Source organism: Algoriphagus lacus, assembly GCF_003583985.1.
Classification (GTDB): domain Bacteria; phylum Bacteroidota; class Bacteroidia; order Cytophagales; family Cyclobacteriaceae; genus Algoriphagus; species Algoriphagus lacus.
In genome coordinates this window covers 190,017-211,599 of the sequence record NZ_QXML01000005.1, presented here as the reverse complement: position 1 = coordinate 211,599, position 21,583 = coordinate 190,017, and the positions used below count along the sequence as shown (strand labels likewise).

The 21,583-nt window shown below is 43.7% G+C and carries 17 protein-coding genes; 7 read left to right on the top strand and 10 right to left on the bottom strand.

Going from position 1 to position 21,583, the window contains the following annotated elements; genetic code table 11:
* Nucleotides 1-30 precede the first annotated feature (30 nt).
* Nucleotides 31-2,277 (top strand): Tex family protein, encoded by a 2,247-nt coding sequence (locus D0X99_RS11755; RefSeq protein WP_119478020.1) that lies wholly within the window; start codon nucleotides 31-33, stop codon nucleotides 2,275-2,277.
* A 278-nt stretch (nucleotides 2,278-2,555) separates the two neighbouring features.
* Here D0X99_RS11755 and D0X99_RS11750 read toward each other — a convergent pair whose 3' ends face one another.
* On the bottom strand, nucleotides 2,556-3,281 hold the full coding sequence (locus tag D0X99_RS11750; RefSeq protein ID WP_119478019.1) for a LytR/AlgR family response regulator transcription factor: 726 nt from the start codon (nucleotides 3,279-3,281) through the stop codon (nucleotides 2,556-2,558).
* 128 nt (nucleotides 3,282-3,409) lie between these two features.
* Here D0X99_RS11750 and D0X99_RS11745 point away from each other — a divergent pair, with 128 nt between their 5' ends.
* The gene (locus tag D0X99_RS11745; protein WP_119478018.1) at nucleotides 3,410-6,751 is read left to right on the top strand and encodes a PAS domain S-box protein; all 3,342 of its coding nucleotides are present in this window, start codon (nucleotides 3,410-3,412) and stop codon (nucleotides 6,749-6,751) included.
* Entirely contained in the window at nucleotides 6,726-7,310 is a 585-nt protein-coding gene (locus D0X99_RS11740; RefSeq protein WP_119478017.1) for a response regulator, read from the top strand. Before D0X99_RS11745 ends, D0X99_RS11740 begins: the two co-directional genes overlap by 26 nt.
* A 59-nt stretch (nucleotides 7,311-7,369) precedes the next feature.
* Here D0X99_RS11740 and D0X99_RS11735 read toward each other — a convergent pair whose 3' ends face one another.
* The 4 genes from D0X99_RS11735 to D0X99_RS11720 all read right to left on the bottom strand — a co-directional run bounded on the left by D0X99_RS11735 (nucleotide 7,370) and on the right by D0X99_RS11720 (nucleotide 14,203).
* Nucleotides 7,370-8,665 (bottom strand): hypothetical protein, encoded by a 1,296-nt coding sequence (locus D0X99_RS11735; protein WP_119478016.1) that lies wholly within the window; start codon nucleotides 8,663-8,665, stop codon nucleotides 7,370-7,372.
* 73 nt (nucleotides 8,666-8,738) lie between these two features.
* Nucleotides 8,739-9,410 (bottom strand): response regulator, encoded by a 672-nt coding sequence (locus D0X99_RS11730; protein ID WP_233553703.1) that lies wholly within the window; start codon nucleotides 9,408-9,410, stop codon nucleotides 8,739-8,741.
* A complete protein-coding gene (locus D0X99_RS11725) occupies nucleotides 9,367-11,271 on the bottom strand; it encodes a tetratricopeptide repeat-containing sensor histidine kinase (protein ID WP_119478014.1) in 1,905 nt (634 codons plus the stop codon). Before D0X99_RS11725 ends, D0X99_RS11730 begins: the two co-directional genes overlap by 44 nt.
* Nucleotides 11,272-11,446: 175 nt before the next feature.
* Nucleotides 11,447-14,203 (bottom strand): TonB-dependent receptor, encoded by a 2,757-nt coding sequence (locus tag D0X99_RS11720; protein ID WP_119478013.1) that lies wholly within the window; start codon nucleotides 14,201-14,203, stop codon nucleotides 11,447-11,449.
* 316 nt (nucleotides 14,204-14,519) lie between these two features.
* Here D0X99_RS11720 and D0X99_RS11715 point away from each other — a divergent pair, with 316 nt between their 5' ends.
* Together D0X99_RS11715 and D0X99_RS11710 are read left to right on the top strand one after the other, a co-directional pair.
* A complete protein-coding gene (locus D0X99_RS11715; RefSeq protein ID WP_119478012.1) occupies nucleotides 14,520-14,777 on the top strand; it encodes a hypothetical protein in 258 nt (85 codons plus the stop codon).
* Entirely contained in the window at nucleotides 14,774-15,547 is a 774-nt protein-coding gene (locus D0X99_RS11710) for an XRE family transcriptional regulator (protein WP_119478011.1), read from the top strand. Before D0X99_RS11715 ends, D0X99_RS11710 begins: the two co-directional genes overlap by 4 nt.
* On the opposite strand, the gene D0X99_RS11705 is transcribed toward D0X99_RS11710, so the two are convergent.
* Entirely contained in the window at nucleotides 15,544-16,626 is a 1,083-nt protein-coding gene (locus D0X99_RS11705; RefSeq protein WP_119478010.1) for a toll/interleukin-1 receptor domain-containing protein, read from the bottom strand. The genes D0X99_RS11710 and D0X99_RS11705 overlap by 4 nt on opposite strands.
* Nucleotides 16,627-16,695: 69 nt before the next feature.
* A complete protein-coding gene (locus D0X99_RS11700; protein WP_119478009.1) occupies nucleotides 16,696-17,457 on the bottom strand; it encodes a hypothetical protein in 762 nt (253 codons plus the stop codon).
* A gap of 73 nt (nucleotides 17,458-17,530) precedes the next feature.
* Between D0X99_RS11700 and D0X99_RS11695 the strand changes: the two genes are divergently transcribed.
* On the top strand, nucleotides 17,531-18,142 hold the full coding sequence (locus tag D0X99_RS11695; RefSeq protein ID WP_119478008.1) for a 2OG-Fe(II) oxygenase: 612 nt from the start codon (nucleotides 17,531-17,533) through the stop codon (nucleotides 18,140-18,142).
* Here D0X99_RS11695 and D0X99_RS11690 read toward each other — a convergent pair.
* On the bottom strand, nucleotides 18,139-18,564 hold the full coding sequence (locus tag D0X99_RS11690; RefSeq protein WP_119478007.1) for a DUF2141 domain-containing protein: 426 nt from the start codon (nucleotides 18,562-18,564) through the stop codon (nucleotides 18,139-18,141). The two genes, D0X99_RS11695 and D0X99_RS11690, sit on opposite strands and share 4 nt — an antisense overlap.
* Nucleotides 18,561-19,628 (bottom strand): AMP-binding protein, encoded by a 1,068-nt coding sequence (locus tag D0X99_RS11685; RefSeq protein ID WP_119478006.1) that lies wholly within the window; start codon nucleotides 19,626-19,628, stop codon nucleotides 18,561-18,563. Before D0X99_RS11685 ends, D0X99_RS11690 begins: the two co-directional genes overlap by 4 nt.
* A gap of 101 nt (nucleotides 19,629-19,729) precedes the next feature.
* Between D0X99_RS11685 and D0X99_RS11680 the strand changes: the two genes are divergently transcribed.
* A complete protein-coding gene (locus D0X99_RS11680; protein WP_119478005.1) occupies nucleotides 19,730-20,563 on the top strand; it encodes a 1,4-dihydroxy-2-naphthoyl-CoA synthase in 834 nt (277 codons plus the stop codon).
* Nucleotides 20,564-20,619: 56 nt separating this feature from the next.
* Here the strand turns inward: D0X99_RS11680 and hutG are convergent, their stop codons facing one another.
* Nucleotides 20,620-21,579: a formimidoylglutamase gene (gene hutG, locus D0X99_RS11675; protein ID WP_119478004.1), complete on the bottom strand. Its 960-nt coding sequence runs from the start codon at nucleotides 21,577-21,579 to the stop codon at nucleotides 20,620-20,622.
* Nucleotides 21,580-21,583 lie beyond the last annotated feature (4 nt).

Genomic DNA, 21,583 nt, shown 5'->3' with positions numbered 1-21,583 from the left:
CCTTGTTTCTGAAGTAGATTTTCTCAAAATATGAATTACGAAAGTAAAATAGCCTCCGAACTTGGAGTAAAACCGCATCAGGTGCAAGCTACGATTGAACTCCTGGACGGAGGGGCAACAGTTCCTTTTATTTCCCGATACAGAAAGGAAGCCACTGGAACCCTCGACGAAGTACAAGTGGCTACCATCCGTGACCGGATCGAGCAGCTACGCGAACTGGATAAACGCAGAGAGGCCATCCTCAAATCCATCGACGAGCAAGGGAAATTGACTCCCGAACTAAGAAAAGCCATTGATGCAGCTGAGACCATGTCCAAGCTGGAGGATATCTACTTGCCCTACAAGCCCAAGCGCCGGACCAAAGCTACCATTGCCCGGGAAAAAGGACTTGAGCCACTCGCCGAGCGGATTTTTGCACAGACTTCATTCGATTTGGATGGGGAAGCGGAAAAATATTTGAGTGAGGAAAAGGAGGTGAAAACGATCGAGGAAGCGCTTCAGGGAGCTAGGGACATTATAGCTGAATGGATCAACGAAAATGCTTCTTTGCGTGAAAAAATGCGAAAGCTTTTCCTCGAGGAAGGTGTGTTTACCTCCCGTGTGATTCCAGGAAAAGAAGCCGAAGCAATTAAATACAAAGACTATTTCGAATGGTCCGAACCAATCAAAACCGCACCTTCTCACCGGGTTTTAGCAATGAGAAGAGGGGAAAAGGAGCTCTTTCTGATGCTGGACACCTGTCCGGATGAGCTGTCGGCGACAGCACTAATGGAACGGCAAATACTTGAAAATGCCGCCAACTCGGCAGTTGACCAAGTTAAACTGGCCATCAAGGACTGCTACAAACGACTGCTCAAGCCAAGCATGGAAACGGAAGTTCGGCTCTTGACCAAAAAGAAGGCAGACGAGGAAGCAATCAAAGTGTTTGCGGAAAATCTGCGGCAGTTGCTGTTGGGAGCTCCCCTTGGCGAGAAGACTGTGATGGCCATTGACCCCGGTTTCCGAACAGGCTGTAAGTTGGTATGTCTTGGACCTCAGGGACAGTTTTTACATTATGAAGCAATCTACCCACACGAACCACAGCGTCAGTCCTCTGCTGCAGGCATGACCGTAAAAGGCTTGGTGGACAAGTTTGACATACAGGCCATTGCCATCGGCAATGGTACCGCCGGAAGAGAAACAGAGGCTTTTGTCAAAAGCTTGAACCTTCCAAAATCGGTAATCGTGACGATGGTCAACGAAGCAGGTGCCTCCATTTACTCCGCTTCGGATGTGGCAAGGGAAGAATTTCCGGGCTTGGATCTGACGGTAAGGGGAGCTGTTTCGATCGGTCGCCGGCTGATGGATCCTTTGGCGGAGTTGGTAAAAATCGACCCCAAATCCATCGGGGTGGGTCAATACCAGCACGATGTGGATCAGAATGCATTGAAAAATTCCCTGGACGATACTGTGATGTCTGCTGTAAACGGAGTAGGAGTGGAGGTCAACACCGCTTCCAAGCAATTGCTGACTTATGTTTCTGGATTGGGCCCCGTTTTGGCTCAAAATATCGTGGACTTCCGAACTGAAAACGGACCGTTTACCAGCCGTGCCCAACTCAAGAAAGTGCCTCGCTTGGGTGAAAAAGCGTTTGAACAGGCTGCAGGTTTCTTGAGAATAAGCAAAGCGAAGCATCCGTTGGACGCGTCAGCAGTGCATCCCGAGCGATACGACTTGGTCGAAAAAATGGCTAAGGACTTAGGCGCTTCGGTGAAGGAATTGATGAGTTCGGAGGAATTACGAAAGCGGATTGTCCTCAAAAACTATGTTTCCGAGACAGTTGGACTACCGACCCTTCAGGATATTTTGGAGGAACTGGCCAAACCGGGGCGGGATCCACGTGAGACATTTGAGGTCTTTAATTTCCAGGAAGGAGTCAATTCCATGGCTGATCTTAAGGTCGGGATGAAGCTGCCTGGAGTGGTGACCAATATTACCGCCTTTGGGGCTTTTGTGGATATCGGAGTTCATCAGGACGGCTTGGTGCACCTGAGTCATTTGGCCGATCGATTCGTCAAAGACCCCAATGAAGTGGTGACAGTGACCCAAAAAGTCCAGGTAACGGTGGTGGAAGTGGATATCCCCAGAAAGCGAATTGCATTAAGTATGAAAGCTGACCCGTTTGCAGAGCGGGGAAAAAATCCCGGAAAACCGGTACCAAAACCCCAAAAAGAAGAAGAACCCCAAGGCTCAATGGCTGATAAACTGGCGATGCTCAAAGGGAAATTTGGAAGGTGAAATTATGTGCTCACTTTTATAATTGGTTTTCCAAAAAGAACTATCCAAAGAGAACTAATAGAATACATTTTGTATAAGTAAATCATCCTTACATATACAATGTTGTAATCAGCATGAAAGCCGGATTTCTTTTCACCTTATATTCAAACATGATTTAATAATCATCTAGAAAAATAATTGAAAAGTTGTGTCACCCCGGAGTTTTCATTTGTTTGTAATTTTTCAAAACCCTGTAACCACAGGGTTTTTTCTTTTAAAAAAAATAGAAGATCTGGATGTTAGATGTATTTCTTACTTTGTAATAAAGACAGAAAGTCTTTGTAAAATCCTCTTCTGATAGGTATCTGCTGATCGAGGATTGTGCACTCTTTTGAGGTCAAGCCTTTGACCTTTTTTAGATTTATCACAAAAGACTTATGAATCCTGAGGAATTTTTCCTCATTGAGTTTAGGTAAAAATGTTTTCAACAGATCCCGAATCAAATACACTTTATTTTCGGTGTAGATTCTCAGGTACAAACCTTCCGCTTTGATGAATTGTATATCGTTTTCATCAATGAGAATAATTTTCCCCTTATCTCTTATAGGCAAAAGATTCCTTTTTTGACCCGATTTTATATTTTCCTCGGGTTTCTCAAGTTTTTTTGAAATCAGGTAAAGGGTTGATTCCAGCGATTTTAAGCTAAATGGTTTTAATAAATATCCATCGTAAAGGGTGTCGGAAATTTTGTCCAATACGCTTTTGGCTGACAACGCTGTGGTAAACAGAATTCCACTCTTGGGATTTTTTTTTCTGATTGTGGAGGCAATTTCTATTCCTTTGACATTGCCTTTGAGCATGATATCCACCAAAAACAAATCTGCTTGATGCAGATCCAAAAATTCCGGAACATCCTCAGCCGTGGTAATGATCCCAATGACCTCATATCCATGCTGGATTAGGTAATCTGAAATATTTTCGGCTAGGTCTTGCTCGTCCTCAATTATCAATACTTTCAAGCTCATGCATAAATTTGAACCTTTTTCTCTATAAGAGTATCTAACACTGAAGTGAAATGAATAAAAATATATATAAAGTGTAAAATCGAAAATTTATCGGCTTGTATATTTAATCTTTTTACAATTCATCCAAAATGAGCGATAAAACCCACTTAAGTGTAAAAATATTATCAACAATTGGAGAGTCTTATGCCCTTTTGGAAGGGACCAAGAATCTGAGAAAGGCCATAAACCGAATCCTACCAAAACTTGGAGAGGCTTCCTCTGTTGACCGGGTTTATGTTTTTCGCAATTACTATAATCCTGAGGGCGAGTTTTGTCTTACCTATCTCGACGAATGGTGCAGGGAGGGGATTAGTGTTCAGATGGATAATGAAAATCTGTTTGGAGTTCCTTGGAGTATTTTTCCGGAATTGGAAGTTGACCTGAGAAATAACAAAGTCCAAAATGGATTTGTCAGGGAGTCGCCCAATGAGGTATTTAAGGAAGTCATGGCTCAACAGGATATCATGGCCTATTTGTTTATCCCCATTTTGGTACACAATGAGTTTTGGGGATTTATAGGTTTTGACAACTGTACCCGGGAAGAGCTATTTACTCCGGAACAGGTAAGTGCCTTGCATGCATTCGCCACTACGTTGGGTAATTTGATTTTTGCAAAAAGAAGCTTTAAAAAAGCGGTCAGAAATCAGCGCAAGTACAAACAGATTATTTCAAATATCCAGGACGTAGTATTCAAGCTTGACAAAAGCTTGAACATAACCTACCTGAATGGAGCATGGTCGAAAATGACCGACCGAAAAATCCAGGACTGTGTAGGAAAACCCCTCAGCTGTTTCTTTGTAGAGGAAGGGGCAAGGCAGTTGAATTTGGAATTGGCCTTGCTGGATGTCAAAGGGGAGCGAAACCTGTCAATCCGAACTGCATTTAGAAAGGTTGACGGATCCTTGTATTATGTAAGAGTCAACCTGAAAAAAAATCAAAAAGGGGATCGGATTGAATTTTTTGGAACCATCAACGATGTCCATCAAAGTCAGATCAATTTCGATTTGCTTAAGGAAAGCGAATCAAAATTCAAGGCGCTTTTCGAAACAGTTGAGGACGTTCTTTATTCTTTGGATGCACAAACTGGCAGGCTATTAATTATTTCTGAGAAAATTGAGCGGTTCGGCTTTAAGAGGGAGGATTTTATGTCAGATCCACAGTTCTGGTGGATGCAAATAGTACCTGAAGACCGTCCAGTGGTCAAGCGAACCTTCACGGAGTTTGTTGAGAAAAAACTTCCACTATTCGAAATGGAATACCGCATCCTGAAGCCAGATGGAAGTATCGCTTGGGTCTATGATAAATCGGGTATTGAATACGGTTCGGATCAAAAGGCAGTGCGAATCCATGGGAGGATTTCGGACATTACTGAAAAAAAGAACAAGGAAGTCCAACTGGACCAGACTGAAAACAGGTTTAGGATAATTACCGAAAATCTCCCTTTCCCTTTCATCCTCTGTAAGGATGATGATTTCAAACTGCTCTATTATAATTTTGCCTTCTATGAAAATTTTCAGAGCAGCAATTTTGGATTGGGTGATTTTGAAGTTTACTGGATCAATCAGATTGTCTCTTCGGATTCCAGGGAATCATTTTTAAATTTTATCCAGGCAAACTCCAATTTTTCGAACTATGAAGCACAAATCAACACCAAAGAAGGTGTGCAGTGGTATAGTATCAGCTGTCAATTAATACCTTATAAATTGGGTGTTGCCAGGGCACTCGTTTTTTATAATATCAACAAGCGTAAGCTTAGCGAACTGGAACTGATTAGGATGAATGATGTCATCCAAGCCATTAATCAGACCCAAATGGATTTTTCAATGGATAATGAGATCCAGGATACTTTTTACATGCTTTTGGAAAGTCTCATTGGTTTCACGGATAGTTCTTTCGGGTTTTTGGGAGAAGTATTGTATGATGAAAATGGCATGCCCTATCTGAAGTCCAATGCGATCAGCAACATCTCCTGGAGTGATGAAGTGGACGAATATTACCAGAGAAATTTCAGGGTTGGAATGGAGTTTAGGAATCTCAATTCCCTATTTGGATGGGTCTTGGTGAACAAAGAGACGATGATCTGTAATGAAGTAGAAAAAGATTCCCGAAGAAGTCCGCATGCTACTCCTCCTGGCCATCCTTTGCTTCACCGGTTTTTGGGAATTCCGATTTTCAAAGGGGAGAAGTTTGTGGGAATGGTTGGATTGGCCAATAAAGAAAAACCCTATACCCAGGAGGATGTGGACTTTTTGAATCCTTTTTTGTCCAGCTATGCCAACCTGATAGCATCCCTTAATGTAAACCGGGATAAGAGAAACGCTGAAATGCTTCAAAAACAGTCAGAAAGCCTCTATCAGCTGCTTTCGGAAAACATAGATGATATTGTCACGCTTCATGATCTTGAACTGAAAACAGTCTATGCCTCCCCCTCCATTGAGAAAGTGACAGGATATAAAGCAGACTTGTTTATTGGAAAGGATTTCTTCCACCTCTTTGACTTTAAGCCACATGAGGGCACGGATTTTTCCAAATTTCCGAGATTCATCATCCCCCTTAAGCATTCCCATACCGGAAAAGAAATCAGGCTTGAAATGCTGTGGAAGCCCATTTACACCGAGAAAGGGGAATTAACTTCGTATTTGGCAGCTTCCCGGGATGTGACTGAGCGAGAACTCGTATTAGAAGAGCTCAAAAAAACCTTGGAAAAGGAAATAGAGCTAAATCAATTAAAGTCCAAGTTTATCTCCATGACTTCCCATGAACTACGGACTCCTCTTGCTACTATTCAGAGCTCCGTGGACATGATGGAAATCTTTACAGAAGTTGTGCAAGAACCAAAGGCCCACGAAGGATTGGTCAAGCAGATTAGAAAAATCCACATTCAGCTTGGTCGGCTTACCCAGATCATTTCGGATGTGATGCTCTTTGAGAAAAATAACGAAGGGAAGCTTCAGTTTAATCAAATTGAACTGGACCTCAGGGCGATGATTATCCAGTTGGTATTTAATCAGTTTGCCCATAAGGAGAATGAGACTAAAGTCCAATTGGATCTGGGAGAAAAGCCCCTGATGATCAAATCCGACCCTGACTTACTTTTCCACATATTTCGAAATCTGATTGAAAATGCCATTAAATATTCACCTGAGGGATCTCCTAAGCCGATCCTGAGCCTACTTCCAAATGAAAAATCAGTCCACGTCAAAGTGATCGATTTTGGAATCGGAATACCCAAAGAGGAGACAAAATTTATTTTTGACACCTTTTTCAGAGCCTCCAATGTAAAAAATATCAAAGGCACAGGACTAGGACTGAGCATTGTCAACGATTTGATTAAAAAGTTGGGAGGAAAACTCACCTGCGAATCAGAAGAAAATAAAGGTTCCACATTTACCGTCATCCTTCCATATGAAAGAAACGCTATTGCTGATTGAGGATGAAATCGAACTGCAACAGAATCTCAAGGAAATTCTGGAATACAATGGATTTAGGCTACTTACTGCCGATCATGGGGAGGACGCAATTTCGAAACTGAATGATCATGAAATTGACTTAATTATATGTGACATCATGATGCCGATAATGGATGGATTTCAATTTCTCGAATTCATCCGGACTCAGGAAAAGTTTCTCAACACGCCATTTATATTCCTAAGTGCAAAAGCCAGAAAGGAAGACAAAGAAAGAGGCCTAGCCCTTGGAGCGGATAATTACCTGACTAAGCCCATTTCAGCAAGGTTGTTGCTCAATGCTGTTTTTTCTGCTTTAAATAATAGAAAGGAAAAAGAACTTCAAGGCTCCTCTGTCTTGACAAGATATGCAGGATCAAAGTCGTCCACAGTAAACGACCAATCTGAAAAACTAATCAGAATACTTGTTCACCATTTGGAAATTCAAAGAGAGGCAATTCATAAGAACGACTGGGATGAGGTTCTCAGACAAAATGAACTCTTATTGAAATGTGCCCAAAAGTTGGATTCTGTTCGGGAATAAATGAAATGATGCCTCCTGGTTAATTGGGAGGCATTTATAAACAAAATCGAAGAAACCGCTCAATTTTTCAAAAACACCAGATCACCTGCAATACGGATCAGGTTCCCGTTTTGGAGCAAGTAGGAAATCCCCAGGTAAAGTCCGTCAGCCCCTCCTTCGATCGCGGTGAACTTATTTTCACCGGTAAGGAGATTTTGTCCGATGACTTCCCAATCTTTCCCTTTGAGCCTGTATAGCTTGTTGTCTGCCCGGGCAATCAGGTAGACATTGTTGCCGGTAAAGGCGATTTCTTTGTATTCCCGTGTTACCCCATTGCTTGCCGGCAAGGTGGTTGGGAGGGATACTCCTTCCGCGACTGTTTCAATCGCCGTACCTGTGTATTTGTAGATGTCCAGGATGTTTTGATTATTCCATCTGCGAACCACGATGTAAGGTTGGTCAAGATTGTTTGGATTTTTGTACAGGACAGGCATGTGTTTTTTCTCCATGGAAAGTGTCTCACCTACAGGACCGATTGATTTGGAAGTGATCGCGCTGAAGTTGCTTCCGTCAAAGGAAACGCAGTGGATTTTTCCATTGGTGGTATTCACAGCATCGTAGCTTACCCAAGTCCAGAAAACCTTGTTTGGATTTCCAGCCTTTGATGCATCATTGGTGAAGTTGATCCCGACATTCTTAAAATTGGGAAGGTCTGTCAAATCCCAGCGATCTGCCGCCGGAGGTACACCTGGCACAAAAGTGTAAAGGCTTGGAAAGCCGGTATTGGAATTTAACCCCATGCTGAAGACATAGCTTTTGCCTTTGAGATTGAGCAAGTAACCCTGCTCAGAATTATTCATGGGAGTTTGCTGAATCTTCTGGGTGCTGAGGTTATGCATTACCCCACGCGAATTTCCATAAGCACCGTGAGTCACTGCACCCGAACCGTATTGATATACTACCAGCTGATCCTCGGCATTGATTTCATTTTCATTAGCAGGATTCAGCTGATTTCCTCCAATGGTCGGATCAAGGATCAATTCACCGCTTGCGTTGATTTTATAGGTGAAAGAGGTCCCTCCAAAGGTGGTCCAAGACTCAGAAATGAAGGAGATTTTTCCGTTTCGCTCAAAGATCTTTTGTAGGTACATCTCATGCCGGTTGTTTAGGTCACCGTTGAAGGCATACACCCGAAACTTAAACTGAGCTCCCTGTTTGGTGTAGAAGGCCTTTGCATCAGCAACTTCCTTAGCGAGTTGGTCTCCTCCAGAAGTTCCGTCTGTTCCATCTGTACTGTCATCTCCACTGCTGAGAAGATCACAGGAGGCCAAAATTCCGATCAAGGCCATTAAAAGAAAAAGGTGTTTGTATTTCATACCTGCTTTCGGTTGATTTTTTTTCGAAAGTAGGTGTGAAAGTCAGGCTCTGAAATACGCTATTTTCAGTATTCTAGCCGATCAGACGATTGGATTTTGCTTTTTGGATTGCTTCGAGTTTGTTGTGGGCTTGAAGTTTGGAGTACACATTGTCCACGTGTTTTTTGACCGTGCCTACTGAAAGGAAAAGATTGTCAGCAATCATTTTGTATTTCAGTCCTTTGCTGAGCTGCTCCAATATTTCAATCTCCCGTTTGGAAAGCCGGACTTCCTCGGGTTCTGGAAGATTTTCAGGGAGTTGAGGATTTCTTAGCAGGCGGAGTGTTTTCAAAGCAATGGAGGGTGTCATCGCTGCACCACCTTCCAGGGTGTCCCGGATGGCCTTTTCCAAGTCCTGATTTTCGGCTTCTTTAAGCAAATACCCATCCGCACCTGCCCGGATTGAATTGAAAATTTTATCATCAGAATCAAAAACAGTCAGCATGACTACTTTGATCTGGGGCCATCGCTGCTTGATCAGATACGTGGCCTCAATCCCGTTCATTTCGGGCATTTCGATGTCCATGAAAATCAGATCCAGATTGGAATCCTGCTGGAGTTTTTCGATCAGATCTTTGCCGTTGACTGCTTTTACTTTCAGCTGAACATTAGGAATTGAGCTCAGTTTTTCGGTCAGAGCTTTTAGGATGTAAGGACTATCTTCAGCTATTCCGAGTCGAACCATGGAAGTTTTCGGGTAATTCAATCCTGATTTTGGTGCCTTTTTGGATCGTGGAGTTAATATCAATTTTTCCCTTCAAATCCGAAACACGCTTCCTGAGATTTAATATGCCGTTTCCAAATTCAGCTACTTCCAAAGAAAAGCCTTTTCCGTCATCCTCGATCTGAATGACCAGTCCGTCATTTCCTTTTTTTCGAAGGAAAATGGAGATATTACCGGCCTCAGCATGCTTGAATCCATTGTGCACCCCTTCCTGAATAATCCGGTAGAGGGTGATTCCTTCAAAGGAACTCAGCTTCATTTCCTCAAGTGCTTCATCCATTTCAAAGCTAAAGGCGACTGTTTCTGAAAATTTGGCCTTTTCGATAAAACCCCACAACCGTTCCTTCAAATCGGCAAAGCTCATCTCGGGTTTGTTCATGGCCCAGATGGTGTCCCTTAGTTCGATTATGGTGGATTGGGTAAAGGATTTGATCAAGTCCAAGCTGGTCAGGGCCTTTTCACTCAGCGGTTGTAGACTTTTTTTCAGCTGATCGACAGAAAGAATGATGAAAGTGAGTTGTACGCCGATGTTGTCATGCAAATCTCTGGAAATGGCAAATCGCTGCTCCTGAAGTCGGTTTTGGATATCCACTTGAGCTTTGATTTTTTGGAATTCAATCTCTTGTTGCTGCTGCCGGTTTTTAAGTTTTTGCTGTTTTACGGTCAAAAAGCCGATCCCGATGGAAGCCATCAGGAAGATTCCCAAAGCCGCAGCGCCAAACGTGATCCGCTGGTTCTTGAGTTTTTCCTCGGCCAAAATTCGCTCCTTCTCAGCGATCTGATATTTGGTTTCGGTCTCGGTGATTAGCTGAGCATTTTTCTCACTGAAAATGCTGTCGTTGATTTGGGTGAGGAGTTCGTGGTAAAAAAGGGCAGAATCGGGGCCAGAAGAGTTTTTGAAAAACTCATAAAGTGCCTCGTAATTGTCGCCTATTTTTTCCTTGCTCTGGCTTCGAAGTGAGTAGAATTTTCCTCGGTTCAGTGCTTCTCCGGCATCCTTGAAATTACCGGTTTTGGTGTTGATCCTCCCAAGGTTGGTGTAATAGGTAGCAAGATCATAATCTTCCGAAATACCGGATTTCGAGTTGGTCTCACTGATTTTGATGGCCGTTTGGATCCAGGGTTTGGCTTCTTCGAGCCGATTGAGTTTGATCAGCGTGTTGCCGATATTGTTATAGGTGAATCCAATCTGAAGCGTGTCTAGAGAGCTTTTCAGTTCCATGACTTTGGAATGAAAAAAGAGTGCGCTGTCGTATTTACCCCAATCGTCGTAGTTGATGGCAATAGAGTTCAATGCGAGGACCACGCTCATCGGGTCATTTTCCAGATTCTGAAGGAGAATCCCGTAGGCTTTTTTTCCATAATAAACGCCCTTTTCGTATCCCGAGAAGTCGTGGTAATTGTTTGAAATGCCCTGGAGCAACCAACCCTGCCAGGAAAGGCTTTTCAATTCCTCTGCCATGGGAAGTGCTTCAAAGGAAATCTGAATCGCTTGTTCGTAATCTCCGGCACTGCGGTAGGCTTTACTCATGTTGTGCCGGGCGTAGATCATTTTGTTGAGGTCATTGACTTTCTCGAAATAGGTCAAGGCCTTTTGACCATAATAAATGCAACTGTCAAGCATGCCCTGATTAGAGAAGTAGGTGTTCTTTGCAAAGTCAAATTCTGCCTGATCTACTGGAGTTTTGATAAGGGATTTTGCTGCGGAAAAGTAATAGTCGCTTGAATCAGCTGAAGTGACTCCTTTTTGGAGCATCTTTTTTATATCCTGGGCAGAGACATTCCCTATGAACAAGAAAAAGAAAGCCAAATAAACACTGGAAATCAATCGCTTGCCGGGCATGTTTTTGAAGGAATAAAGAAGGGTGAATTAAGTGTTATTTATTTTGGTTAATCCCTGATTTCCCAAAGAATTATTCGGATTTAAGATAGGGTTATTTGAAAAATCTCCGTTGTGCCGAGCTGAATAAAAGTAAAAAAAGCCTCAATTTTTGAGGCTTTCTGTGAATTTTGATAACTCAGTTTTCGTCGTCCTGATACAATTCGTTGTATTGGTTTTCATCCATTCCTTTGCTGAACCTTCTCAGGTTATATGTGAAAGAAAGCATGACATACTGCTGGAGGACGTTGGTCTGCACATCTTCAATGTAAGTGGAGTTGATGTTTCGGTTTACATTGGCGTTTTGACCTAAAAGATCATAGACCATGATGCTGATTTCTCCCCGTTGGTTGTTGAATATTTTCTTCCCAAGGCTCATGTTGATCAGGGAGAAATTGTTGTCAAATCCTTCGGAAAGTCCTGAGTTGATTTGATGGTTGAGGTCCAGGCGGTAAATGAACCCTTCCCAGAAGATCCAGTTGAAATTTACCCGGAAGCGCTGCTGAAAGAAATTGTCGTTTAGACTTGGATTCAGGGTGTTTTCCACATCGTTGAATGAGGATCGTGACCAAATGTTAAAGTCGATCTGATCGCTGATACTGGAATTGATGGAAAATCCTGTGCTGATTCGTCGGGAGTTATTGAATCCCGTTTGGTCGTTTACGATACCCGGTCTTTTGGTGATTCCTCCTCCCAGGTTGATGTTGAAGTTGGACTTGATGAAGCCCATTGGCATGCCATAACTCATCCAGGATCTCACTTCAAAATACCCGTTCAAATTGACAGGTTTGTTGAGTTGAGAACCTTTTTCCAGGATAATTCCATCCTGAATCTCTGTAGGCTCCTGCGCGATGAAGGAACTGTTGGTGATGAACCGGTCGGTAAGGGTGGACTGGGCGTAAATGAACCAGTTTTTGTCAGTGTCCGGATTGTTGCTTCGGAATCTCAGCCGGAACTGATTGCTGTAAGCCTGATCCAGTTCAGGATTTCCAGTGCGGAGTTGTAGCGGATTGGTATTGTCAATGACCGCCTGAAGTTGGTTGATTTGGGGTTCATTGGTATAGGTGTCGTAATCCAGCTGGATATTGGTGTTTGGAGAAAATTGGTACTCCATCCTTACGGTGGGAAGGATAGCGTTGAATCTTCTTTTTAGTTCGAAAGCTCCCGGGAATTCCTGGACATTGTCCAACTGGGCATCCTGATATTCGACTTCAGTCTGCATTTTCAGCTTTTCGGAGGTAAACTGATATCCTGCTTCAAACTCCTGAGTCAGGTATTCGCTTTGGAAGGTATTGCTCAGGGCTGTGTCCAAAAACAGATTGCCGGTCTCGAAATCTCCGCCTTCAACATTGTACGTCAGTTTGTCGGAGTCATTTTTTCGGTTGCCGATTTCGTATTCAAGCTCCATCTGGCCTTTTTTTCCTAAAGCCTCGGTAAAAGAAACGCCTGTTTCCCAAGAGTTGCCGGTTCGTTCCCGGGTGGTCCGTTGGTCGATATTTTCCAATCGCTGTCCACCATCTTCATAGTAGGTGTTACGGGCTTTCCGGTCGGATTCGTCCTGATTCCATCCACTGGAGAAATTACTTCTCCAAGTTATTGTCCTTCCCGGTTTGTTGAACTTGTGGCTATAGAGGAGACGGTTGAATAGATCGTAGTCCTGATAGTTACCCGTTTTCAGGTTCTCTACTTGGTTGATCAGATTGACTCCATCTTCGGTTTCTCCAACAAAGCCTGAATTTTCCGATTCAAATCGGGCAGAAAATCTCGGGATATAAAGAATTCGGTTTTTGTCATCGATGTTGTACTCGAGTCTTAGATTCGCCTGATGTTCGTTGTTGATCCGGACATCGGTGCTCGTTTCGGTGTAAAACTGATTGGATTCGTCGGTGGTCACAAAATCCCTGAACAGATTGACAATCCCCACGTTTTCCCGGTTGGAATAGACATAGCTTCCGGTGACTTTGATCTTTTCTCCCCAAAGATCGGTGTAGTTAAGACCGAGAATGTTGGTCGTAATGATCCCTTCCTGAGGGGTGGAATTGTCCTGGGAATTGGGATCGCTCGAATAATTGAGCATGTTGACGTTGTTGGTCAGTCCGGTAAAAGTGATCCGCTGGTCTTCGTCAAACGCATTGATGCTCGCGCCTACCAAATACCGGTCGTCGGTTCCGTACCCTGCTGTGGTTTTTCCAAACTGACCTTTTCTGCGGTTTGGTTTGGTGATGATATTGATGGTCTTCAGACGCTCTCCATCATCAAATCCGCTCAACTGGGCCTTTTCGCTTTTCTGATCGTAGATTTCGATGCTTTGGATTACTTCTGCGGGGATATTTTGCAGCGCAGTTCGAACGTCAGTCCCGAAGAAAGGCTTCCCATCGACTAAAATCTGTGCGATGTTTTCTCCCTGAGCCTGCAGGGATCCATTATCCGAAGTTACACCAGGCAGCTTTTCGATCAGTACCTGAGCACTGGCATCCTTCATCGTTTTGAAAGCGTCAGCATTGTACATCGTGGTGTCGCTTCGCTGAGAACCAGTAGATCGTCTGGCTGCAACTACCACTTCATTGAGTGCTGTAGCTTCCTCGCTGATTCCGATGATGCCAAGGTCCAGATTACTGGAGATTTGAACTGTTTTGAAAATATTCTGATAACCGAGGTATTGAACTTTGAAAAGGTAATCTCCTTCCCGTATGTTGGTGATTTCAAAACTTCCATCCTGATCTGTGATCATGCCGGTGACTTGGGAAGAGTCGGTCAGGGTTAACAGTAAGATATTTGCGTATGGGACCCCTTGCCTAGTTCCTGTGTCCTGCACTTTGCCCCGAAGAGTATATGTCTGAGAAAAACCGTTCAAGACGGTTCCAACAAAAAATAGAATCAAAAGCAGGTATTTCATAAGGTGGTTTAATTTTCACTTTGATCGGCACCGTTTCTTGGGGCCAGCTCGCTTTTCAAAGCCTACACGTAACAAAGAAAACCACATAAATTGTTTTAGTCAGGGAGTAATTCGTTGAGCGGTTGTAAAACCAATTGAGCAGTATCCTTTCATGGAAAATCAAACGATTCTATCCTGTGGTATCCTGATAATTAGTGAGTTGTAAGGAGGATTCAAAGACTGACAGAATTTGTCAATTAATTATGTTGATTTTTCGATCAATGGTATGTTTAAAAAAGTAACATTTTTATCTTAGCTGTCGTTAATCGAATCAGTTATGGAAACAGCGGAAAAAATCAGCATCACGACCAAGACCCTTGCCTCTGGCAATTGTCAGGTAAAGTTCTTTGTGGAAGACGAGCATCAGCCTCAGTATGGATATCTGCTGGTGACCGAGCCCAAGCCGGTGGGAGATATCATCGAAGAAATCAAGAATAGACTGGAACGAAGAAGATTGGAAGCAATGAATCTGAATCCGTTTTTTCCATTACCTCCCTCACTTGAAGATCACCACTTTTACCTCTATTCGGCATGAGTTTTCTGGCTTCCAATCTCCGGTTTTTGCGAAAGCAAAAAGGCATCACCCAAAATGATCTCGCAGATCAATTGGACGTGCAGCGTACGATGATTTCCGCCTATGAAGATGGAAGATCAGAGCCCAAGCTAACCACCTTGCAGAAGCTGTGTGAAATTCTTGAGGTAGGAGTGGAGGAGTTTTTGGAGCATGACATAGAGAAGTTGGGGAGAAAGGCCATTCAGAAGCGGGGAATCAATATTTTGACCATTGCGGCGGATGAGCAAGACAAAGAAAACATTACACTGGTAGGGCAAAAAGCCTCAGCAGGGTATCTGAACGGCTTTGCCGATCCGGAATACATGGAAACATTGCCTCAGTTTCATTTGCCCAACCTTTCCCGACTGGCGACCTACAGAGCCTTTGAGCTTTCCGGCGACTCAATGCTTCCCCTGATTCCAGGCACGATCGTCATCGGAGGATATGTAGAGCAACTGAAGCAAATCAAAAGCGGAAAAACCTATGTGTTGGTCACGCAGACCGAGGGCGTGGTTTACAAGCGGGTGTTTAATTACCTGGAAGAAAACGGAAAGCTTTTCCTCGTATCAGATAATGAGCATTACAAACCTTATGAGGTAAGGGGAGAGGATGTGCTTGAGATTTGGGAGGCTAAGGCTTTCATCAGTACTGATTTTCCAAATCCGGGTGACAAAAAAAAGCCCCTCAGCCTGGAAGACCTTGGGGAAATGATTCGTGATATTCAGTTGGACCTTAAGCGGATTAAAGGCTAATTCCTTGTCAGGGAAATTTGACTAGAGGTGCCTGCGGCTGGTATCGAGACCTGACCTTCCCAAGTCCTTCCGTTATTTCCTGTACTCAATGAAATAGATCCGCTAACCTCAAAAAGGGAATTGTAGTATTCTGAATCCAATTGATTGCCCTCAATTTTTCCCTGACCTTGTCCGATTTGAACATTGAGAATGTTGTATTCCACAAATTCAAACTGATTCCCGTTCTGTGAAAAAAAGAGGGTGGATTGATTTCCCTGAGGATCTTTCAAAATCCAATAACCATTGAGATCGGGAATCCCTTCGGTTTCTTGATTTGTGGATGAAGAAGTACTAGGATCTGAAAGGGTTAAACTCTCGGAAATTTCACTTCCTTCAGGACTGTTCTCCCTAGCTTGGATCATTTCTTCCTCAGTCATGGATGTGGGTTGCTCTGTGTCATTGCTAACCTCCTCATTAGGCACACACATTCCGACAATGACTGCGAAGAATAAAACACTTCCCAATACCCATAAATAGTTTTTTGCCCACCAGCTTTTTTGCTGAGGTAGTGGAACATAAGGTCTAGGATTAGTTCTTGGTTCTGGAACGGGTTGGGGTTTGGGCTCCTCTTTTTTATCAATGATTTTTTCCAGCACTTTCACCAATTCACTTACATCGTAATTCCAGCGGCTGCTGCTGATTTCCTTGGCATGCTTAAGGGAAAGCTCCTGAAGTTCATCGGGAAGGTCCTTGGAATCTGGCATTGTTGCCCCATTGACCAGAATAGGAATTACCCGCAAGTTTTTCTGCAAGGCAAGTGAAATCTCTTTCCTTACCCAGTCTTGGGATTTCAAAATCCGGGGTTTTCCCTCCGAATCGGTGACTTTGAGCCAGTGCGGACCAATCATGGCAAGCAAAACTTTGCTTTCGTCCAATGCTTTTGCGATGGATTGGTCAAAATTCAACCCTACCTCTAATGTTTCAACATCGTAAAAGATGTTTTCCTGACCGAATACTTGCTCAAGTTTGTCCTTCAATCGACCGGATTCACCTGAGGTATCTTCTCTTCTGTAGCTAATAAAAATTTTCCCCTTTGCCATAAAAAAACCTGATTTTTCCTTTTACTAAAGTTAAGGAAATCAGGTACTTTTTTATAAAAAGTCGGAATATTATTCGGAGATCAGTTCGTCAAATCCTTTTCGAATTTTGCTGACGGCGTCAAAGGAAGGATCAATGTTTACCACGCCTTTTCCCAGTTCATGCCAAAAGCCATCCCCGCAGTCGATGTAGGCTCCACGCTTTTTTCCGGCTTCCTCTTTTGCCAATTCATAGTGGTAATCCGGCGTAAAAACTATCTTCATCAACTGGATTGCATATTCCCAATTGATTTGTCGGGATTTTCCAGCTATCTCAAAGATTACCTCGCGATTTGAAAAATGGACTGTCAAACTGCAATCGATAATTTCATCTCCCTGAACAGATCGATAATTAACCTTTAGTGGAGCCTCTTTTTTGACAGTTTCATAGATGGCCTGAATAAGATCCTGGGCCATGAGCTGCCACTCCTCTTGGTCTGACGGGATTTTCACTCCTTCATCTTTCCCTTTTTCCAGAGGAGTTACCGTAATTCCACCTTCCTCTATATCCTTGTTGGTCCAGCGGGTTTTTTCGTATAGCTGCTGCAAAGGCTTGATCCAAACTGAATTCAGCGGTCCTTGGTAGTTGTAATCGTCATTCAGGGTGAAACCTTCGTCCAAAATTTCCTCTTCACTCAAATCCTCCCGTTCGGTGTAATGGAGTACCAAATCAGCAATCATATCCCCTTTGGACCAATCCAATGCCAGTCGAAAAACATGGCTGTAGGGAGGAGGGACAATTCCCGAATCGTATTCTAAAACCAGGCCGGTGAAGGTGCTTTTTGTCAGAGTCATTATGTGAGCTTTGCGCAAAAGTATGGTTTTTCGGGTAATTAAGTGGTTATTTTGCAGCCCTAAACCAAGATCCATGGAAGACTTGCTTGATCACATTTCTGCTGAGATTTATCAAAATTCCTACGTCATCGTGGACAATTTCATCGACGAGAATTTCAGAAAAGCCCTGCTTGAAGAGCAAATCAACTTGGTCAATCAGGGCAAATTTCGGCATGCTGCCGTTGGAAAAGGTGGACAGAAGCAGGTGCGAACCGAGATTCGAAGTGACGAAGTCTTGTGGATGGATGCGGATGATCTGAGTCCGCTTCAGGCTTCCTACTGGGCAAAAGTGGAAGAAATCCGAAAGGTCCTAAATCAGCGTTGTTTTTTGGGTTTACGTTCTTTTGAGGGGCATTTTGCCAGATATCCGATAGGGTCTTTTTATAAGCGTCACCTCGATCAGTTTCATGCAGTACCCCATCGAGTGGTCACGGTTATTTTGTACCTCAATGATTCCTGGACTTCGGAGGATGAAGGGGTTTTGCGGATGTATTTTTCACAGGAGGATGGTTCGGAGCGGTATGAGGACATCTTGCCATTAGGTGGACGATTAGTTGTTTTCCTCAGCGGGGAGATTCCTCACGAAGTGCTGCCTACCAAAAAAGAACGAATCAGCATCACCGGCTGGCTGCGTAATATCGACTAGCGTAGGTTGATAGTGACATTTTTGATTCCACTTTCCAGCGTAAAACTTGCCTTTTCAAATTCAGGAGGTCCAAAATAGGCTTTGGCGTTGTTGGAAAATCCGTATTTCTCAATGGGGTAGCCCACTGGATTGGTATTGATTTTCCCATTTTCATCCTCGTCATGAAAGGCAGCAATGGCATACTTTCCCGGCGGCAAATCCTTGATCTCAATTCTTGACCCTTTGTCTTTGATGCGAAGGGAAAGGGCTTTTACGGAATGATCTATCTCATCGGGAAATCCCTTTGGGGATTTGAAAACCAAAATACGCATCACCCCTTTATCAGACTTGGCAGAATTGATTTGCAAATCAATGACGCCGGTACTTTGATTACCAAATGGCTGGGAAAGAATGAGAGATAAACTTAAAATCCATGCAATCATAGCTTGGCAAAGGTTTGATTTCGGTCGATTTTTCCGCTTTCGGTGAGTTCAAATCCTTTGGAAAAGTAAATTTCTTTAGGCACCTCAAACTTTTCCAAAATGGATTTTAACCTATTACGCAAAACTTCGGCCTTCTTTTGATCTGGACTCTTAGTTTCCAAGACTAATACCAGTTTTTCACCCAAGGTTGGATCTTTTTCTCCAAGGAAAAAATACCTGCAATCCGGAAAAACTTCCTGAATGAATGCTTCTGATTTCTGCTCCAAAAGTTCCGGAAAAAGCTTAATCCCGCCCGAATTAACCACAAAATCAGCCCTACCCAGCCAGAAAAAAGAGGTTTCAGATTTCAGTTCGATAAGGTCATTGGTTTGGATTTTTTCCAATCCGCTCATCGGGGATTTTATCCAAAGTGTTCCTCGGTCATCTTGCCCGATTTCCACTCCAGATAAGGTTTGATATTCCAACGGGCCTTCCTCTATTTTTGCCAGAGCGATATGTGAAACGGTTTCCGTCATCCCGTATGTCTGCCAAGCATGTATGCCTTGATCCACCAAATTCCTTTTGAGTGAGTCAGAAATCGGGGCTCCTCCGATGATTAGATTTTCGAAGGACTTCAGGGAATTGGTTTCATCGATTACTTGCAGAGATTTTTCCACTTGAAGCGGAACCATTGCCACGAAATCAAAATTCTCCTTCAGACCTTTTAGGGGGTCAGCGCTGGGTTCGACCAATACAACTGGGCAATTCCAGACCATCGATCTCACGAGCATCATTTTGCCTGCGATGTATTCCGGATTGAGGCAACAGAGGAGTTTGGTTTTTGAATTGGTCTTGAAAAAAGCTCCCGTAGCCTTGGCACTCGCAATCATCTGGCTTCGGTTAAGCTCAATTTTTTTTGGAAGGCCAGTTGATCCGGATGTGAATTGGGAGAACTCTTGCTGGCCGGACAGCCAAGCCATGCAAAAGGAAATTGCTGCCTGAGCAAAAGGTGGAAGCCCACTCAAGTCCAACTCGAAATCCTGCAGATTACTTAGGCTTTGATTTTGAAAAGTGAGTTGGAACATGGAATGTTTGGAAAGGCTTCATTGACCTAAAGGATCAACAAAATTTCAGGGTAGACGGTTATCTTGCAAAAAAATCGAAATTTTCAACCAAAAGGAAGATCATGGAGTGGATTACTGCCAAAGAATACGAAGACATCACCTATAAAAAGTGTAATGGAGTTGCTCGGATCGCATTCAACCGACCCGAAGTTCGGAATGCCTTTCGTCCAAAGACCACAGCAGAGCTGTACGATGCCTTTTATGATGCGCAGGAAGACACATCAATTGGAGTCATCCTATTGAGTGGGGAAGGGCCTTCACCCAAAGATGGTGGCTGGGCATTTTGCTCCGGAGGAGACCAGCGAGCCAGAGGGCATCAGGGCTATGTGGGAGAGGATGGATATCATCGCTTAAACATTCTCGAAGTACAGCGCTTGATCCGGTTTATGCCTAAAGTGGTGATTGCTGTTGTTCCAGGCTGGGCAGTAGGAGGAGGACACAGCCTTCACGTTGTTTGTGACCTGACACTGGCGAGCAAGGAACATGCGATTTTCAAGCAAACCGATGCCGATGTGACCAGCTTTGACGGTGGTTATGGTTCAGCTTATCTGGCGAAAATGGTCGGTCAGAAAAAAGCCCGTGAGATTTTTTTCTTGGGAAGAAATTATTCTGCACAGGAAGCGTATGACATGGGAATGGTCAATGCTGTGATTCCTCATGCAGACCTTGAAGCTACCGCCTACGAATGGGCGCAGGAGATTTTGGCTAAGTCACCTACCTCGATTAAGATGCTCAAATTTGCCATGAACCTGACCGATGACGGAATGGTGGGGCAGCAGGTGTTTGCCGGTGAGGCAACCCGGTTGGCATACATGACCGAAGAGGCTAAAGAGGGTAGGAATGCTTTTCTTGAGAAGCGCAAGCCGAATTTCAAACACATCAAATGGATACCCTAATTCAGAAATTCAAAAACAAAGCCCGGGTCAATTGAACCGGGCTTTGTTTTTAGAGCTTATTGAAAGACTTTTCTAAGTACATATTCTACGCAGCGGGCAGCCAGTCGTGCCGTGGCATTGTCATTGTCAAATTGAGGATTAAGCTCCACCACATCCATGCTGATGAGTTTGTTGCTAGTAGCAATGAGTTCAAAAACCTTGAACGAAACCAGAGGATCAAAACCAATGGGAGAAGGCGCAGATACCCCCGGAGCATAGGCGGAAGAAAATCCGTCCAAATCGATGCTGAGGTATATTTTATCCATGGATTCGATCAACCACAGGATTTTTTCCTGGATTTCCGGCCAGTTGTTCATTCGGAACTCCTCCATGACCATCCAAAGGGCATTTAAATTCTCAGCAGTTTGAAAAAGTGATTTGGGATTGGAAGCACGCTGGATACCTAGGGCTAGGTAGTTGAAGTTATCAGGATTTTCCATTGCAAGTTGATAGAAAGGAGAGCCCGAATGACCTTTTCCATCTATCAAATGTCTTAAGTCAAAATGTGCATCCAGATTGATGATTCCCAATTTTTCATTTTTTTCCCTTACATAGCGTTCCACTCCTTTTCCATGGGCATAGGCCAAGTCATGTCCACCTCCCAAGAGTACAGGAATGTGATTGGTTTGCAATAAGTCGTAGGTAATTTGGGTGATGAGCTCATGGCTGCCTTCCATGTTTTCGCCAACGGTGATTACATTGCCGTAATCTAAAACTGAGAGGTGGTCGGGAAGGTGGTAGGCTGTGCTCCCCAGCATTTTTCGGATTGCGTCCGGTCCTTTTGCAGTTCCAACTCTTCCCCGGTTTCTTCTTACACCTTCATCTCCTGCATATCCCAAGATCCCGATTTTCTTTTGGGAGCCAGAATGAAGTTCAAGGCCATTTACAGGTTGGACGATCTGATGCCAATATTCAGGCTGATCTGAGGTCCTGCCGGACCAAAGTGCGGATGTGGGGTTTTGATGGAGCTTTTCCATACAA

Excerpts from the sequence above, each read along its gene's own strand:
- D0X99_RS11680 (WP_119478005.1), top strand. The coding sequence starts at position 19,730 with ATGGAGTGGATTACTGCCAAAGAATACGAAGACATCACCTATAAAAAG.
- hutG (WP_119478004.1), bottom strand. The coding sequence starts at position 21,579 with ATGGAAAAGCTCCATCAAAACCCCACATCCGCACTTTGGTCCGGCAGG.
- D0X99_RS11715 (WP_119478012.1), top strand. The coding sequence starts at position 14,520 with ATGGAAACAGCGGAAAAAATCAGCATCACGACCAAGACCCTTGCCTCT.
- D0X99_RS11735 (WP_119478016.1), bottom strand. The coding sequence starts at position 8,665 with ATGAAATACAAACACCTTTTTCTTTTAATGGCCTTGATCGGAATTTTG.
- D0X99_RS11700 (WP_119478009.1), bottom strand. The coding sequence starts at position 17,457 with ATGACTCTGACAAAAAGCACCTTCACCGGCCTGGTTTTAGAATACGAT.
- D0X99_RS11755 (WP_119478020.1), top strand. The coding sequence starts at position 31 with ATGAATTACGAAAGTAAAATAGCCTCCGAACTTGGAGTAAAACCGCAT.
- D0X99_RS11685 (WP_119478006.1), bottom strand. The coding sequence starts at position 19,628 with ATGTTCCAACTCACTTTTCAAAATCAAAGCCTAAGTAATCTGCAGGAT.
- D0X99_RS11695 (WP_119478008.1), top strand. The coding sequence starts at position 17,531 with ATGGAAGACTTGCTTGATCACATTTCTGCTGAGATTTATCAAAATTCC.
- D0X99_RS11710 (WP_119478011.1), top strand. The coding sequence starts at position 14,774 with ATGAGTTTTCTGGCTTCCAATCTCCGGTTTTTGCGAAAGCAAAAAGGC.
- D0X99_RS11750 (WP_119478019.1), bottom strand. The coding sequence starts at position 3,281 with ATGAGCTTGAAAGTATTGATAATTGAGGACGAGCAAGACCTAGCCGAA.
- D0X99_RS11745 (WP_119478018.1), top strand. The coding sequence starts at position 3,410 with ATGAGCGATAAAACCCACTTAAGTGTAAAAATATTATCAACAATTGGA.
- D0X99_RS11725 (WP_119478014.1), bottom strand. The coding sequence starts at position 11,271 with ATGCCCGGCAAGCGATTGATTTCCAGTGTTTATTTGGCTTTCTTTTTC.
- D0X99_RS11690 (WP_119478007.1), bottom strand. The coding sequence starts at position 18,564 with ATGATTGCATGGATTTTAAGTTTATCTCTCATTCTTTCCCAGCCATTT.
- D0X99_RS11705 (WP_119478010.1), bottom strand. The coding sequence starts at position 16,626 with ATGGCAAAGGGGAAAATTTTTATTAGCTACAGAAGAGAAGATACCTCA.
- D0X99_RS11720 (WP_119478013.1), bottom strand. The coding sequence starts at position 14,203 with ATGAAATACCTGCTTTTGATTCTATTTTTTGTTGGAACCGTCTTGAAC.
- D0X99_RS11740 (WP_119478017.1), top strand. The coding sequence starts at position 6,726 with ATGAAAGAAACGCTATTGCTGATTGAGGATGAAATCGAACTGCAACAG.